This window comes from Luteimonas soli, assembly GCF_042648865.1.
Lineage (GTDB): Bacteria > Pseudomonadota > Gammaproteobacteria > Xanthomonadales > Xanthomonadaceae > Luteimonas > Luteimonas soli.
On record NZ_JBHRYA010000009.1, the window covers coordinates 68,963 to 82,475 of the forward strand.

At 68.4% G+C, this 13,513-nt stretch carries 12 protein-coding genes and 1 tRNA gene; 10 read left to right on the forward strand and 3 right to left on the reverse strand.

All coding sequences use genetic code 11. The annotated features are described in order from the left end of the window. Nucleotides 1-259 precede the first annotated feature (259 nt). The 10 genes from thrS to ACFONC_RS13160 all read left to right on the forward strand — a co-directional run bounded on the left by thrS (nt 260) and on the right by ACFONC_RS13160 (nt 9,386). Entirely contained in the window at nt 260-2,167 is a 1,908-nt protein-coding gene (gene thrS, locus ACFONC_RS13115) for a threonine--tRNA ligase (protein ID WP_386744801.1), read from the forward strand. Nucleotides 2,168-2,219: 52 nt separating this feature from the next. Then, nucleotides 2,220-2,777 (forward strand): translation initiation factor IF-3, encoded by a 558-nt coding sequence (infC, locus tag ACFONC_RS13120; protein WP_386744802.1) that lies wholly within the window; start codon nt 2,220-2,222, stop codon nt 2,775-2,777. 290 nt (nt 2,778-3,067) lie between these two features. After that, nucleotides 3,068-3,265 carry a 50S ribosomal protein L35 gene (rpmI, locus tag ACFONC_RS13125; RefSeq protein WP_024889803.1) on the forward strand — a complete coding sequence of 66 codons (198 nt, stop codon included), beginning with the start codon at nt 3,068-3,070 and terminating at the stop codon, nt 3,263-3,265. 13 nt (nt 3,266-3,278) lie between these two features. Next, nucleotides 3,279-3,638: a 50S ribosomal protein L20 gene (gene rplT / locus ACFONC_RS13130; protein WP_386744803.1), complete on the forward strand. Its 360-nt coding sequence runs from the start codon at nt 3,279-3,281 to the stop codon at nt 3,636-3,638. Between the two features lie 238 nt (nt 3,639-3,876). Then, on the forward strand, nt 3,877-4,887 hold the full coding sequence (gene pheS / locus ACFONC_RS13135) for a phenylalanine--tRNA ligase subunit alpha (protein ID WP_386744805.1): 1,011 nt from the start codon (nt 3,877-3,879) through the stop codon (nt 4,885-4,887). A 127-nt stretch (nt 4,888-5,014) separates the two neighbouring features. Beyond that, nucleotides 5,015-7,396, forward strand: coding sequence for a phenylalanine--tRNA ligase subunit beta (pheT, locus tag ACFONC_RS13140; RefSeq protein WP_386744806.1), 2,382 nt, complete (start codon nt 5,015-5,017; stop codon nt 7,394-7,396). Nucleotides 7,397-7,408: 12 nt separating this feature from the next. Then, the gene (locus tag ACFONC_RS13145; protein WP_027080542.1) at nt 7,409-7,711 is read left to right on the forward strand and encodes an integration host factor subunit alpha; all 303 of its coding nucleotides are present in this window, start codon (nt 7,409-7,411) and stop codon (nt 7,709-7,711) included. Further along, nucleotides 7,704-8,060, forward strand: coding sequence for a MerR family transcriptional regulator (locus ACFONC_RS13150; RefSeq protein ID WP_386744808.1), 357 nt, complete (start codon nt 7,704-7,706; stop codon nt 8,058-8,060). Before ACFONC_RS13145 ends, ACFONC_RS13150 begins: the two co-directional genes overlap by 8 nt. 49 nt (nt 8,061-8,109) lie before the next feature. Next, nucleotides 8,110-8,186: transfer RNA gene (locus ACFONC_RS13155), tRNA-Pro, on the forward strand. A 138-nt stretch (nt 8,187-8,324) separates the two neighbouring features. After that, nucleotides 8,325-9,386: a TraB/GumN family protein gene (locus ACFONC_RS13160; protein ID WP_386744809.1), complete on the forward strand. Its 1,062-nt coding sequence runs from the start codon at nt 8,325-8,327 to the stop codon at nt 9,384-9,386. 49 nt (nt 9,387-9,435) lie between these two features. On the opposite strand, the gene dxs is transcribed toward ACFONC_RS13160, so the two are convergent. From dxs to ACFONC_RS13175, 3 genes are all read right to left on the reverse strand, one after another. Next, complete coding sequence (gene dxs / locus ACFONC_RS13165) at nt 9,436-11,352, reverse strand: 1-deoxy-D-xylulose-5-phosphate synthase (protein ID WP_386744811.1); 1,917 nt, start codon at nt 11,350-11,352, stop codon at nt 9,436-9,438. A 131-nt stretch (nt 11,353-11,483) separates the two neighbouring features. Next, entirely contained in the window at nt 11,484-12,581 is a 1,098-nt protein-coding gene (locus tag ACFONC_RS13170; protein WP_386744812.1) for a hypothetical protein, read from the reverse strand. 186 nt (nt 12,582-12,767) lie between these two features. Next, nucleotides 12,768-13,439: an HNH endonuclease gene (locus ACFONC_RS13175; RefSeq protein ID WP_386744814.1), complete on the reverse strand. Its 672-nt coding sequence runs from the start codon at nt 13,437-13,439 to the stop codon at nt 12,768-12,770. Nucleotides 13,440-13,513: the final 74 nt, after the last annotated feature.

Here is a 13,513-nt window from a genome sequence, read left to right on the forward strand (position 1 = left end):
TGACTTCGCCCCGTCCCGCCCCTAGTTTGGCCGTGTTGCGCTGCGGCACCGGGCCGCGGCGGGAATGACGAGGTGGCCCGCGGAAACGCCGGCCGAGCGTGCGACATGGGGACTACCACCGCCCACCGCTGAAACCCGTCCCGAGGCCACCGAAAGGCGCCCGCGGGGCGCCTTTTTTGTTGCGCGGACGAATTGCCTGCACGGGCAAGGCAACGTCCGCGGTTTGACCCCGCACCCACACACGAACACCTCGAGTCCCATGATCAACATCACCCTCCCAGACGGCAGCCGCCGCGAATTCGACCACCCCGTGTCCGTCATGGACGTCGCCCAGTCGATCGGCCCGGGCCTGGCCAAGGCCACCGTGGCCGGCAAGGTCGACGGCCGCCTGGTCGACGCCAGCGACGTCATCGACCGCGATGCCGCGCTGCAGATCATCACGCCGAAGGACGAGGAGGGCGTCGAGATCATCCGCCACTCCGCCGCGCACCTGGTCGGGCACGCGGTCAAGCAGCTGTACCCGGACGCGAAGATGGTGATCGGCCCGGTGATCGACGAAGGCTTCTACTACGACATCTGGCACGAGCGCCCGTTCACGCCGGAGGACCTGGTCGCGATCGAACAGCGCATGGCCGAGTTGATCGGCACCGAATACGACGTGGTCAAGAAGATGACCCCGCGCGCCGAAGTCATCGAGACGTTCAAGGCCCGCGGCGAGGACTACAAGCTGCGCCTGATCGCGGACATGGACGACGACGTCACCCAGATGGGCCTGTACCACCACCAGGAATACGTCGACATGTGCCGCGGCCCGCACGTGCCGAACACGCGCTTCCTCAAGGCCTTCAAGCTGACCCGCATTTCCGGTGCATACTGGCGCGGCGATTCGAAGAACGAGCAGCTGCAGCGCATCTACGGCACCGCGTGGGCGGACAAGAAACAGCTGGCGGCCTACATCCAGCGCATCGAGGAAGCCGAGAAGCGCGACCACCGCCGCATCGGCAAGGCCCAGGACCTGTTCCACCTGCAGGAAGAAGCGCCGGGGCTGGTGTTCTGGCACCCGAAGGGCTGGAGCATCTGGCAGGTGGTCGAGCAGTACATGCGCCGCGTCTACCGCGACACCGGCTACGGCGAGGTCCGCTGCCCGCAGATCCTCGACGTCGAGCTGTGGAAGAAGTCCGGCCACTGGGACAACTACAAGGACAACATGTTCTTCACCGAGTCCGAGAAGCGGACCTACGCGGTGAAGCCGATGAACTGCCCCGGCCACGTCCAGGTGTTCAACCAGGGCCTGCACAGCTACCGCGACCTGCCGATCCGCTACGGCGAGTTCGGTTCCTGCCACCGTAACGAACCCTCGGGCGCGCTGCACGGCATCCTGCGCGTGCGCGGCTTCACCCAGGACGACGGCCACGTGTTCTGCACCGAGGACCAGATCGAGTCCGAGGTCACGGCGTTCCACGTCCAGGCGATGCAGGTCTACGCCGATTTCGGCTTCGAGGACGTGCAGGTCAAGCTGGCCCTCCGCCCCGAGCCGCGGCTGGGCGACGACGCCACCTGGGACAAGGCGGAGGACGCCCTGCGCGCGGCGCTACGCGCGGCAGGGGTGGAGTGGACCGAACTGCCGGGCGAGGGCGCCTTCTACGGCCCCAAGATCGAATACCACCTGCGCGACGCCATCGGCCGCACCTGGCAGCTGGGCACGATGCAGGTTGATTTCATGATGCCCGGGCGCCTTGGGGCCGAGTACGTGGACGAGCACAGCCAGAAGCGCCACCCGGTCATGCTGCACCGCGCCATCGTGGGCTCGATGGAGCGTTTCATCGGCATCCTGATCGAGCATTACGCCGGCAGCCTGCCCACCTGGCTGGCCCCGGTGCAGGCGGTGGTGATGAATATCACCGATGCCCAGGCCGACTGGGTCGGGGAGGTCCGGAAAACCCTTGCAAATCAAGGCTTCCGGGTCGCCGGGGATTTGCGGAACGAGAAAATCGGCTATAAGATTCGCGAGCATACGCTGCAGCGCGTGCCGTACCTGCTCGTGGTGGGGGACCGCGAAAAGGAAAACGGGGCCGTCGCCGTGCGCACGCGGTCAGGGGAAGATCTGGGGACGATGTCCGTCGCAGACTTTGCCGCGCGCCTGGCTGACGGGCACGCAGCAGCGTAATGGTGGTACCCGGTGCATGGCTCCCGTCATGCGCCGGCAGGCCCGGGGGCGCATGCTCCCCGGTACGACTTTCCTTGGAGATCCACGTATCAGCATCGACAACAAGCAAAACCGCCGCAACCAGGATATCCGCGTCCCGCGAGTGCGCGTGATCGACGCGGACGGTGAAATGGTCGGCGTGCTTTCGCGCGAGGAAGCGCTGGAAATGGCCGAAGAGGCCGGGCTCGACCTGGTCGAGATCCAACCCAATGCCGATCCGCCGGTCTGCAAGATCATGGATTTCGGCAAGTTCCGCTTCGACCAGCAGAAGAAGGCCAACGAGGCCAAGAAGAAGACCAAGCAGGTCGAGATCAAGGAGATCAAGTTCCGCCCGGTCACCGATGAAGGCGACTACCAGATCAAGCTGCGCAAGATGCGCGAGTTCCTGGAAGTGGGCGACAAGCTCAAGGTCAACATCCGCTTCCGCGGCCGCGAGATGAGCCACCAGGAACTCGGCCGCCAGATGGCCGCGCGGATCGAGGCCGACCTCGGCGAAGACATCGTGATCGAATCGCGCCCGCGCCTGGAAGGCCGGCAGATGGTCATGATGATCGCCCCAAAAAAGAAATAATCGCCAGCCGCAGGCTGGCGATACGTACCGTTCCCCTCTCCTGCGAAGCGGGAGAGGGCAAAGGGTGAGGGGCTCTTACCCTAACCAAATGATTTGCAAGGCAATCCCGGACCCGGCATAATGTGCGGCCCGGTTTTCGCCGGGCTGTGTGTGCGACAACAGGACCCGTCCGGATCCTTTCTGGATCAAGGACTTACAAGCCGGCAGGGGCAGGATGGAAAGCGTGGCGGCACCCAGCGTGCCATCGCCACCGCCCGGGCCAGTAGAAGAAAACCCTCAAGGACAACGCAATGCCCAAGATCAAGACGCATCGGGGCGCGGCCAAGCGCTTCCGGAAGACTGCTTCCGGCAAGTACAAGGCAGGCCACGCCAACCGCAGCCACATCCTCACCAAGAAAGCGACCAAGCGGAAGCGCAACCTGCGGCAGACGAACCACGTTCGTGCCGAGGACGCAGGCCGTCTCGATCGCATGCTTCCATATCTCTGAGGAGGGCTGAACAATGGCACGAGTCAAACGTGGTGTGACGGCCCGCCGTCGGCACAAGAAGGTCCTCAAGCAGGCCAAGGGCTACTACCACGCCCGCCGCAAGGTCTTCCGCGTCGCCAAGCAGGCGGTCACGAAGGCGCTGCAGTACGCCTACATCGGCCGCAAGCAGAAGAAGCGCAATTTCCGTTCGCTGTGGATCACCCGCATCAACGCGGCGTCGCGCGCCAACGGCCTGAGCTACAGCCGCTTCATGAACGGCCTGATGAAGGCCGGCATCACCCTCGACCGCAAGGTGCTGGCGGACATCGCCGTGCACGACGCGGCCGGCTTTACCGCGCTGGCGGAGAAGGCAAAGGGCGCGCTCGCGGCGTAACAACCTGTCCCTGCGGAAGCCGCCATCGCGGCTTCCGCTGACAGTGCAAGTACACGCATGGGGAAGGGCGCAAGTCCTTCCCCATGTTCGTTTTGATGGGTCCGTTCCCGTCATTCCCGCGCAAGCGGGAACCCAGTGGCTTCGCGTTGCCGAACGACGCCTGGATTGCATGGGCTAAAGTCGCTGGGTCCCCGCGTCCGCGGGAATGACGCCACGTGGTACCGGGGAATCCGTTTCGATGAGCGACATCGACCAACTCAGCCGTAAAGCCATCGCCGACATCACCGCGGCCGACACGCCCGAAGCGCTGGAAACCCTGCGCGTCGCGCTGCTCGGCAAGAGCGGCAGCATCACCGCGCAGCTCAAGTCGCTGGGCGCGCTGCCCGGCGACCAGCGCAAGGCGGCGGGCGAGGCGATCAACCGCGCGCGCGATGCGATCGGTGCCGCGCTCTCGGCGCGCAAGGCCGAGCTCGAAGATGCCGCGCTCGACGCGCGCCTGGCCACCGAAACCATCGACGTCACGCTGCCCGGCCGCGACGCCGCGCGCGGCGGCCTGCACCCGGTCAGCCGCACGATCGAGCGCATCGCCGACATCTTCGGGCGCCTGGGCTACGAGCTGTCCGACGGCCCGGAGATCGAGGACGACTGGCACAACTTCGAGGCGTTGAACTTCCCGCCGCACCACCCGGCGCGGGCGATGCACGACACCTTCTACTTCGACGACGGCCGCCTGCTGCGCACCCACACTTCGGGTGTGCAGGTGCGCTACATGCAGGACCTGCTCGCCGCCGGTGGCAAGCCGCCGCTGCGCATGGTCGCGCTGGGCAAGGTCTACCGCAGCGACTCCGACCAGACCCACACGCCGATGTTCCACCAGTGCGAGGGCCTGCTGGTCGACGAGCACGCTAGCTTCGCCGACCTCAAGGGCACGCTGTCCGAGTTCGTGCGCACGTTCTTCGAGCGCGACTTCGAGATGCGCTTCCGGCCGAGCTACTTCCCGTTCACCGAACCGTCGGCCGAAGTCGACATCGCCTGGGAGCAGCCGGACGGCTCGACGCGCTGGCTGGAAGTGCTCGGCTGCGGCATGGTGCATCCGAACGTGCTGCGCAACGTCGGCATCGACCCGGAGCGCTACACCGGCTTCGCCTTCGGCATGGGCGTGGAACGCCTGGCGATGCTGCGCTACGGCGTCGACGACCTGCGCAGCTTCTTCGACAACGACGTGCGGTTCCTCAAACAGTTCGCGTAATCAAGTTCCCTCCCCTTCAAGGGGAGGGCTAGGGTGGGGATGGGTTTCGGGTCCGTGATTGAAACCCATCCCCACCCCCGACCCTCCTCTTGAAGGGGAGGGAGTAACAACTCGGGATTCGAAGTAGATGAAATTCTCCGAAAACTGGCTCCGCCAACACGTCACCACCGACGCCACGCGCGATGAACTCGCCGCGACGCTGACCGCGATCGGCCTGGAGGTCGAGGAGCTGACGCCGCTGGGCGAAGGGCTCGACGGGGTCGTCGTCGCGCGCATCGTGTCGGCGGACAAGCACCCCGAAGCCGACCGCCTGCAGGTCTGCCAGGTCGACGCCGGCGACGGCGCAATGCTGCAGATCGTCTGCGGCGCGCCCAACGCGCGCGCCGGCCTGGTGGCGCCGCTCGCCACCATCGGCACGAAGATCGGCGACCTCACCATCAAGGCCGCGAAGCTGCGCGGCGTCGAGTCCAACGGCATGCTGTGCTCGGCGAAGGAACTGGGCATCGACGTGGACGCCTCGGGCCTGCTCGAACTGCCCGACGACGCGCAGCCCGGTACGCCGCTGGCCGACTACCTCGGCCTGCCCGACGCCAGCATCGAGCTCAAGCTCACGCCCAACCGCGCCGACTGCTTCAGCGTGCGCGGGATTGCCTTCGACGTTGCCGCGGCCTGCGGCAGTGAAGTCGCCGCCTTCGACGCCGCGCCGGTGCCTGCACAGGGCGACGCCGCGCTCGAGGTGCGGTTGGACGCGGGTGCCGATGCGCCGCGCTACGTCGGTCGCGTGATCGAGGGCATCGACGCCAGCCGCGCCACGCCGTCGTGGATGGCCGAGCGCCTGCGCCGCAGCGGCATCCGCCCGGTGTCGTTGCTGGTCGACATCACCCAGTACGTGATGCTCGAACTCGGCCAGCCGATGCATGCCTTCGACCGCGACCTGCTGCAGGGCCCGGTCGGCGTGCGACTCGCGCGTGAGGGCGAGGCGCTGAAGTTGCTCGACGGTCGCGACGTGGTGGCCGATCCCGGCTTCCTGGTCATCACCGACGCCGACCGCGCCGTCGCCCTGGCCGGCGTCATGGGCGGCTTCGACACCCGCGTCACCGACGCGACGAAGAACGTGTTCCTCGAAGCCGCCCACTTCGCGCCGTCGGCGATCATCGGCCGTGGTCGCAAGCTCGGCTTGCACACCGACGCCAGCCACCGCTTCGAACGCGGCGTCGATCCCGAACTGCCGCGTACCGCGATCGAGGTTGCCACGCGCCTGGTCATCGACATCGCCGGCGGCACGCCCGGCCCCACGACCGAGGCGGTACTGCCCGAACACCTGCCGCAGCCGAAGACGATCCCGCTGCGCCGCGCCCGGCTGGCGCGCGTGCTGGGGCTGGAGGTCGCCGACGCCGAAGTCGAACGCATCCTGCGTGCGCTGGGTCTGGGCGTCGAAGCGAATGCCGACGGCTGGACCGTCACCGCGCCGACGCGCCGCTTCGACCTGGCGATCGAGGAAGACCTGGTCGAAGAAGTCGCGCGCATCCACGGCTACGACGCGATCCCGACCACGCTGCCCGGCGGCGGCACGCGCCTGGCCGCGCCGACCGAGACCCGGGTGCCGGAGCAGGACCTGCGCCGCCAGTTCGCCGCGCGCGACTACCTCGAAGCGATCAACTACGCCTTCGTCGACACCCGCCTGCTCGACGCCTGGCAGGCGCAGGCCGGCGCGGTGCCGCTGGCCAACCCGCTCAGCGCCGAGCTGGGCGTGATGCGCACCCGGCTGCTGCCGGGCCTGGTCGACGCGCTCGCCCGCAACGCCGCGCGCCAGCAGGCGCGGGTGCGACTGTTCGAGATCGGCAAGGTGTTTGAAAGCCGGGAACCGGAAGCGCGCCCCGCACCGCTGGAGACGCTGCGGCTGGCCGCCGCGGCCAGTGGCGATGTCGCCGACGCGCAGTGGAGCGAGCCCGGGCGCGCCGTCGACTTCCACGACCTGAAGGGCGATCTCGAAAGCGTCGCAGCGCTGTCCGGCGCCCGGCTCGAATATCGTCCCTCGCAGGCGGCATGGGGCCACCCGGGACGCTCCGCCGATGTGTTCCGCGACGATGTCCGGATTGGCTGGATCGGCCAGCTGCATCCACGCCTGCAGCGTGCGCTGGACCTGGACCACCCGGTGGTCGCGTTCGAAGTCGACCTCGCACCGCTGCAAGAGCGCATCGTGCCGCGCGCAAGGGCACTGTCGAAGTTCCCGTCCGTCCGCCGCGATCTCGCGTTCGTCGTCCCGGAGCAGGTGTCCTGGCAGGCGCTCGCCGACACCGTTCGCAGCGCCGCGGGCGAGACGTTGCGCGACCTGCAGCTGTTCGACCGCTACGTCGGCAAGGGGGTCGAATCGGGTTTCAAGAGTCTCGCCATGGGCTTGATTCTGCAGGAGGATTCACGCACTCTGACCGACCGCGAAGTGGATGCGGTGGTGGCCGCGGTCACGGCCGCACTCGAATCCACCCACGCGGCGCGGATCAGAGGATGAAGGGGAACGGGAATGGCGTTGACCAAGGCTGAAATGGCCGAGCGGCTGTACGAGGAAGTCGGCCTGAACAAGCGCGAGGCCAAGGAGTTCGTCGACGCGTTCTTCGACGCCCTGCGCGAGGGCCTGCAGGCCGGTCGCCAGGTCAAGCTGTCGGGCTTCGGCAACTTCGACCTGCGCCGCAAGAACCAGCGCCCCGGCCGCAACCCCAAGACCGGCGAGGAGATCCCGATCTCCGCCCGCACCGTGGTCACCTTCCGCCCCGGCCAGAAGCTCAAGGAGCGCGTGGAAGCCTACGCCGGAGGCGCCCATGCTTGACCCGGGCAGCAACCGCGAACTCCCGCCGATCCCGGCCAAGCGCTACTTCACCATCGGCGAAGTCAGCGAGCTGTGCGACGTCAAGCCGCACGTGCTGCGCTACTGGGAGACCGAATTCCCGAGCCTGAGCCCGGTCAAGCGCCGCGGCAACCGCCGCTATTACCAGCGCCACGACGTGCTGATGGTGCGCCAGATCCGCGGCCTGCTGTACGAGCAGGGCTACACCATCGGCGGCGCCCGCCAGCGCCTGGAAGGTGAGGGCGCCAAGCAGGAATCGGCGCTGAGCAGCCAGATCGTCAAGCAGGTGCGGATGGAACTGGAGGAAATCCTCCAGCTGCTGCGCCGCTGAACCGGCAGGCGCGGCGCAGCCCGCGAAGCCGGTATAATCCACGCCATTCCGGGGTATAGCGCAGCCTGGTAGCGCACTTGTCTGGGGGACAAGTGGTCGTCGGTTCGAATCCGGCTACCCCGACCATCAAATCAAGCGGCGGTACGGTGCAAACCGTGCCGCCGTTTTCGTTTGACGGCACATCAAGAACACCCTTAACGCCTGGCGAACACCGCCGCTCGCGGGTGTTCCTACAATCCGCGCTTTCGCGTCCCGGGAGCCGCCATGCGTTCAAGTCGTCGCACCGTTGCCCTGGTGGCATGCCTGGTCGTACTACCGGCGCATGCGCAATCCGCCGAAGAGCCGCAGGCCCGAGTGATCGAGGCGCAGGCAACGCCGGAAACATCGCCGGCCGCCGCACCAACTCTGGACGACATCGTGGACATGGAGGCCGTCGTCGTCTCCGGCGCCCTGCCAGGGCCGCGCATGTGGCGGGTGTCGAAGGATGGCCACGACCTCTACATCCTCGGCACGCTGTCGCCGCTGCCCAGGCGCATGGAATGGATGTCGCGCGAGGTCGAGGACACCATCGCCCGCTCGCAGGCGGTGATCGCGCCGCCATCGGTGGCGGTGCATTCGGACGTGGGCTTCTTCCGCGGCCTCGCGCTGGTGCCGGCGCTGCTGCGGGCACGCAACAACCCGGGCAAGCGGAAGCTGCGGGAGATGGTGTCGCCGGAACTGTATGCGCGCTGGCAGGTACTCAAGGCGCGCTACATTGGCCGCGACCGCGGGGTGGAGAAACGCCGGCCGATCCTGGCCGCGCAGGAGCTCTACGAGGCGGCCATGCGCAAGTCGGGGCTCGACATCGAGAACGTCGTGGGCAAGGTGGTCGAAAAGGCGGCCAGGCGCGCCGACGTGCCGGTCGTGCCGGCCGAGGTCAGGCTGGCCATCGAGGATCCGAAGTCCGTGCTGAAGGAGTTCAACGCCAGCACGCTGGCCGACACCGAGTGCTTCTCGCGCACGATGTCGCGGATCGAGACCGACCTTGGCAACATGCGCGCCCGCGCCAACGCATGGGCGGTGGGCGACATCGAAGCCCTGCGGGCGCTGCCCTTCCACAACCAGTACGTGGACTGCCTGAACGCCATCACCGAGACCGGCCTGGCCAGGCGCCTCGGCATGGACGACCTGCCCGAACGCGTGGACAGCGCCTGGATGGAGGCCGCCGAGGACGCGCTGGCGAACAACGCCGTCACCTTCGCGACCCTGCCCATGACCCAGCTCGTCTCCGGCACCGGCTACATCGCACGGCTGCGCGCCAAGGGCTACGAAGTCGAGGCGCCCTGACGGAATCCCTGGCCCGATCGCCGTCGATCGGCAGCGCGGAACTCCGCGCTCAGCCGGTGACGGTACGCGCCGGTTGCAGCGGCGGCTTGGCCAGCTCCGGCCAGCGCTTGAGCAGCGCGGCGCGGATGCCGGCGGCGTCGAGGCCGGCTTCGGCCAGCAGGTCCTCGCGGCTGGCGTGGTGCTGGAAAGCGTCGGGCAGGCCGAGGTGCAGGATCGGCAAGGCGATGCCTTCCGCGGCGAGCAGTTCGGCCACGCCGCTGCCGGCGCCGCCGGCGACGACGTTGTCTTCCAGCGTGACGAAGCCGCCGTGCGTGCGCGAAAGCTCAAGGACGAGTTCGCGGTCGAGCGGCTTGACGAAGCGCATGTTGACCACGGTGAGGTCGAGCTCTTCTCCGACCTGTTCGGCCGCCGGCACCATCGCGCCGAATGCCAGCAGCGCGATGCGCGTGCCGCTGCGGCGCAGCTGCGCCTTGCCGATCGGCAGCGTGTCGAGCGCCGTCTGCACCGCGACGCCGGGGCCGCTGCCGCGCGGGTAGCGCACCGCGGCCGGGCCCTGGAAGCGGAAGCCGGTGGACAGCATCTGCCGGCATTCGTTCTCGTCGGCCGGCGCCATCACCACCATGTTCGGCACGCAGCGCAGGTACGACAGGTCGAGGTTGCCGGCGTGCGTCGCACCGTCGGGGCCGACCACGCCGCCGCGGTCGATCGCGAACAGCACGTCGAGGCCCTGGATCGCCACGTCGTGCACGAGCTGGTCGTAACCGCGCTGCAGGAACGTGGAGTAGATCGCGACGACCGGCTTCGCGCCTTCGCAGGCCATGCCCGCGGCGAGCGTCACCGCGTGCTGCTCGGCGATGGCGACGTCGAAGTAGCGCTCCGGGTATTCCTTGCTGAAGCGCACCAGGCCCGAACCTTCGCGCATCGCCGGGGTGATGCCCATCAGCTTGTCATCGGCCGCAGCCATGTCGCACAGCCAGTCGCCGAACACGTCGGTATAGGTCGCCTTCTTCACGGCGCCGGGTTTCTTGACCACGCCCAGCTCCGGGTCGAACGGCGACACCGCGTGGTAACCGATCTGGTCGCCCTCGGCCAGCTCGTAGCCCTTGCCCTTGGTGGTGATCACGTGCAGCAGCTGCGGGCCCTTGAGCTTCTTCACCATCTTCAGCGCGGCGACCACGGCCTTGACGTCGTGGCCGTCGATCGGGCCGGTGTAGTGGAAGCCCATCTCCTCGAACAAGGTGGACGGCACGAACATGCCCTTCCAGTGCTCTTCCCAGCGGCGCACGAACTTGGCCGCAGGCTTGCGCTTGTCGCCGAGCAGCTTCTTGCCGCCCTCGCGCAGCGCGTTGAGGGTGTGGCTGCCGGTGGCGCGCCCGAGCATCTTGGTCAGCCCGCCGACGTTCTCGCTGATCGACATGCGGTTGTCGTTGAGCACGACGAGGATGTTCGGTTCCGGCTCCATGCCGCCGGCGTGGTTGAGCGCCTCGAAGGCCATGCCCGCGGTCATCGCGCCGTCGCCGATCACCGCGACCACGCGCCGCTCGTTGCCGGCGCGCGCGTTGGCGATCGCCATGCCAAGCGCGGCCGAGATCGAGGTCGACGAATGGCCGACGCCGAAAGTGTCGTACTCGCTCTCCTCGCGCTTGGGGAAGGGCGCCACGCCGTCCTTGTGCTTGACGGTGTGGATCGCGTCGCGGCGGCCGGTGAGGATCTTGTGCGGGTAGGTCTGGTGGCCGACGTCCCAGACGATGCGGTCGTCGGGCGTGTCGTACAGCGCGTGCAGGGCGACGGTGAGCTCGATCACGCCGAGGCCGGCGCCGAAGTGGCCGCCGGACTTGCCGACCGATTCGATCAGGTAGGCGCGCAGTTCATCGGCGATGGCGGGCAGCTCGGCTTCGTCGAACTTGCGCAGGTCGGCCGGGGTTTCAATGCGCGAAAGGCGCGGGTAGCGCGAGGAGTCGATCATCCGGGCATTTTCCCCTTCGCCGTCGTGACGGGCAAGGCAAAGGGGCCTTTCGCGGGGGGAATGCCCGCCAGCGCGGGGAACCGCTGGCAACGGGCAGGCGATTGCGCGGAAAGCGCGCCGGCGCGGGTGGGCTACTTGCCGCGCAGGCGCCCGAACAGGCCGGTGGACTTTGCCGGCTCGGCAGGCTCCGGCGGCGTGTCCGCAACCAGGTCCGCGAAACCCGTCGCCAGGCTTGCGTTCACGAAGTCGGCCACGTCGGCCTCGGGCATGCCGCTGGCCGCGGCGATCTCCGCCAGCGTGGCCGGGCCTTTCATCATCGCCGTGGCGATGCGGAAGTGGCGCGGGTACTCGCGCTCGGTCTGCGGCCACTTGTTGAGTCGGTACTGGCCGTCCGGATCGTATCCGGGCAGCAGCTCCCCGTTGCCGGCGACCAGCGCGTCAAGCCACTGCAGGCGCTGCAGCGGCTGGGCGGCACCGGCCTTGGCGCTCTCTCCGGTCCAGGCCGCGTCGTCGATGTCCTCGAAATCCGTGCGCTGCACCGTGCCTGCAAGGCCGGCGGCCAGCGCCTTGAGCGATGCGGGGCCGTGGTAGCTGCGCGCCGCCGGGTCGATCAGCAGCGCGGTGCCGTCGCTGCTGCGATAGCGCACGCGACGGTCCAGGACGCCGGGCACGAGCCAGTCGCCCAGGCGCGGGTCGCGCGCGGCGGCGGGCGGCGGGGCAGGGGGCGGCGTGGGCGCTGCGGTGGCGACGATCGGCTCGGGTTCCGGAGCGGGCACAACCGGTTCGGGCTCCGCGACGGCGGGTGCGACCGGCTCTTCAGGGGCGGCCATGGGCGCCGCAGCCGCTGGTTCGGCGACAGGGGGCGCTTCGGCCGCGGGGGGCGCTGCGATGGGCGTCCCGCCGGCCTCCGCAACGGCGACGCCGGCCTCCGAGGCAACGTCGCGCAGCAGCACCGAGAACGAATGGCTGTCGAACGGGCGGCCCAGGCGGAAGTCGGTCTGCGTGCGCTGCGCGGTGGTCAGCCCGATCACCCGCTTGCCCGCGGCATGCAGGCGCAGCCAGCTCATCGGGCCGTACATGCTGTCCATGTCGACCATGACGTGCCCGGCTTCGGCCTCCGGCACCAGCTGCCAGGGGCTGCCGATGCGCGCATTGGCATCGGTGAATGCAGCCTTCAGGGCGGTTTCGGTAGCCGGATCCATGCCGGTCAGGCCGAGGGTCAGGGACATTGTTTCAATCCGGTTTCTCGCAGCCCACAAGTGTTGCCAAGCAGGCGGCGCGCGTCAACGCGCGTGCTGCGGCAAATTGTTGCCGACAAGGGCAGTTGCCGCCGTCTCCGCGGCAGAAACCTGACGCTGCCCCGAAAAAACTGGGACGCAATGCCCGCGATCGATTCCCGTGTCGCCGGTCGCCGGTTAACCGGGGCGGCGTCGGCGCCTGGGCAGGTGGCTCTTCAGGAACGCCATCTGGTCGGCCAGGATGTTGCGGTTGGAGAGGATCAGGTGCTCCACCCAGCTCGGCCGGAAGGGCACCGCGAGCAACGGCATCGATGCCTGCTGCGGGGTGCGCCCGCCCTTGCGCGAGTTGCAGTGGAAGCAGGCGGAGACGACGTTCTCCCAGATGTCGCGCCCGCCCTGCGACAGCGGTTCGACATGGTCGCGCGTGAGTTGCTGGCGGCTGCAGTCGCGGCCGCAGTACAGGCACAGGTGCTGGTCGCGGGCGAACAGCGCGGTATTGGTGAGTGCCGGCGTGGGGTCGAGCGCGTGCGCCCGGGCGTGGCCGCGCGCGGCGATGATCGGATGCAATTGCTGGATGCTGCGTTCGCCGCTGAGCCGGCTGGTGCCGCCGTGCACGACCAGGCAGGGGTCGCCGAGCGTCCAGGCAACCGCGCCGCGCGCGTAAAGGCAGGTGGCGTCCTGCCAGCTCATCCAGTCGAGCACGCGGCCGTGTGCGTCGAGCGAGAGCAGGCGGACGGCGTCGAGCCGGGCGGGACGGTCCAGTGAGGTCGAATGGGTCGCGGCGGCGGTAGCCGGGTCCGCGAGGGCCCCGGTCCGGATCAGGCGAAGGTTCGCTCTGTCGGTCTCCATCGGGGCATCAGCATATACCCGTTTGTTTACGTTTTGTGCAGGGCCGCTCCCGTAGGTCGGGGTCCCGCCCCCGA

What these genes read in the sequence shown, in the direction of transcription:
- thrS (WP_386744801.1), top strand. Translation starts at nt 260, where the DNA reads ATGATCAACATCACCCTCCCAGACGGCAGCCGCCGCGAATTCGACCAC.
- infC (WP_386744802.1), top strand. Translation starts at nt 2,220, where the DNA reads ATGCTCCCCGGTACGACTTTCCTTGGAGATCCACGTATCAGCATCGAC.
- rpmI (WP_024889803.1), top strand. Translation starts at nt 3,068, where the DNA reads ATGCCCAAGATCAAGACGCATCGGGGCGCGGCCAAGCGCTTCCGGAAG.
- rplT (WP_386744803.1), top strand. Translation starts at nt 3,279, where the DNA reads ATGGCACGAGTCAAACGTGGTGTGACGGCCCGCCGTCGGCACAAGAAG.
- pheS (WP_386744805.1), top strand. Translation starts at nt 3,877, where the DNA reads ATGAGCGACATCGACCAACTCAGCCGTAAAGCCATCGCCGACATCACC.
- pheT (WP_386744806.1), top strand. Translation starts at nt 5,015, where the DNA reads ATGAAATTCTCCGAAAACTGGCTCCGCCAACACGTCACCACCGACGCC.
- ACFONC_RS13145 (WP_027080542.1), top strand. Translation starts at nt 7,409, where the DNA reads ATGGCGTTGACCAAGGCTGAAATGGCCGAGCGGCTGTACGAGGAAGTC.
- ACFONC_RS13150 (WP_386744808.1), top strand. Translation starts at nt 7,704, where the DNA reads ATGCTTGACCCGGGCAGCAACCGCGAACTCCCGCCGATCCCGGCCAAG.
- ACFONC_RS13160 (WP_386744809.1), top strand. Translation starts at nt 8,325, where the DNA reads ATGCGTTCAAGTCGTCGCACCGTTGCCCTGGTGGCATGCCTGGTCGTA.
- dxs (WP_386744811.1), bottom strand. Translation starts at nt 11,352, where the DNA reads ATGATCGACTCCTCGCGCTACCCGCGCCTTTCGCGCATTGAAACCCCG.
- ACFONC_RS13170 (WP_386744812.1), bottom strand. Translation starts at nt 12,581, where the DNA reads ATGTCCCTGACCCTCGGCCTGACCGGCATGGATCCGGCTACCGAAACC.
- ACFONC_RS13175 (WP_386744814.1), bottom strand. Translation starts at nt 13,439, where the DNA reads ATGGAGACCGACAGAGCGAACCTTCGCCTGATCCGGACCGGGGCCCTC.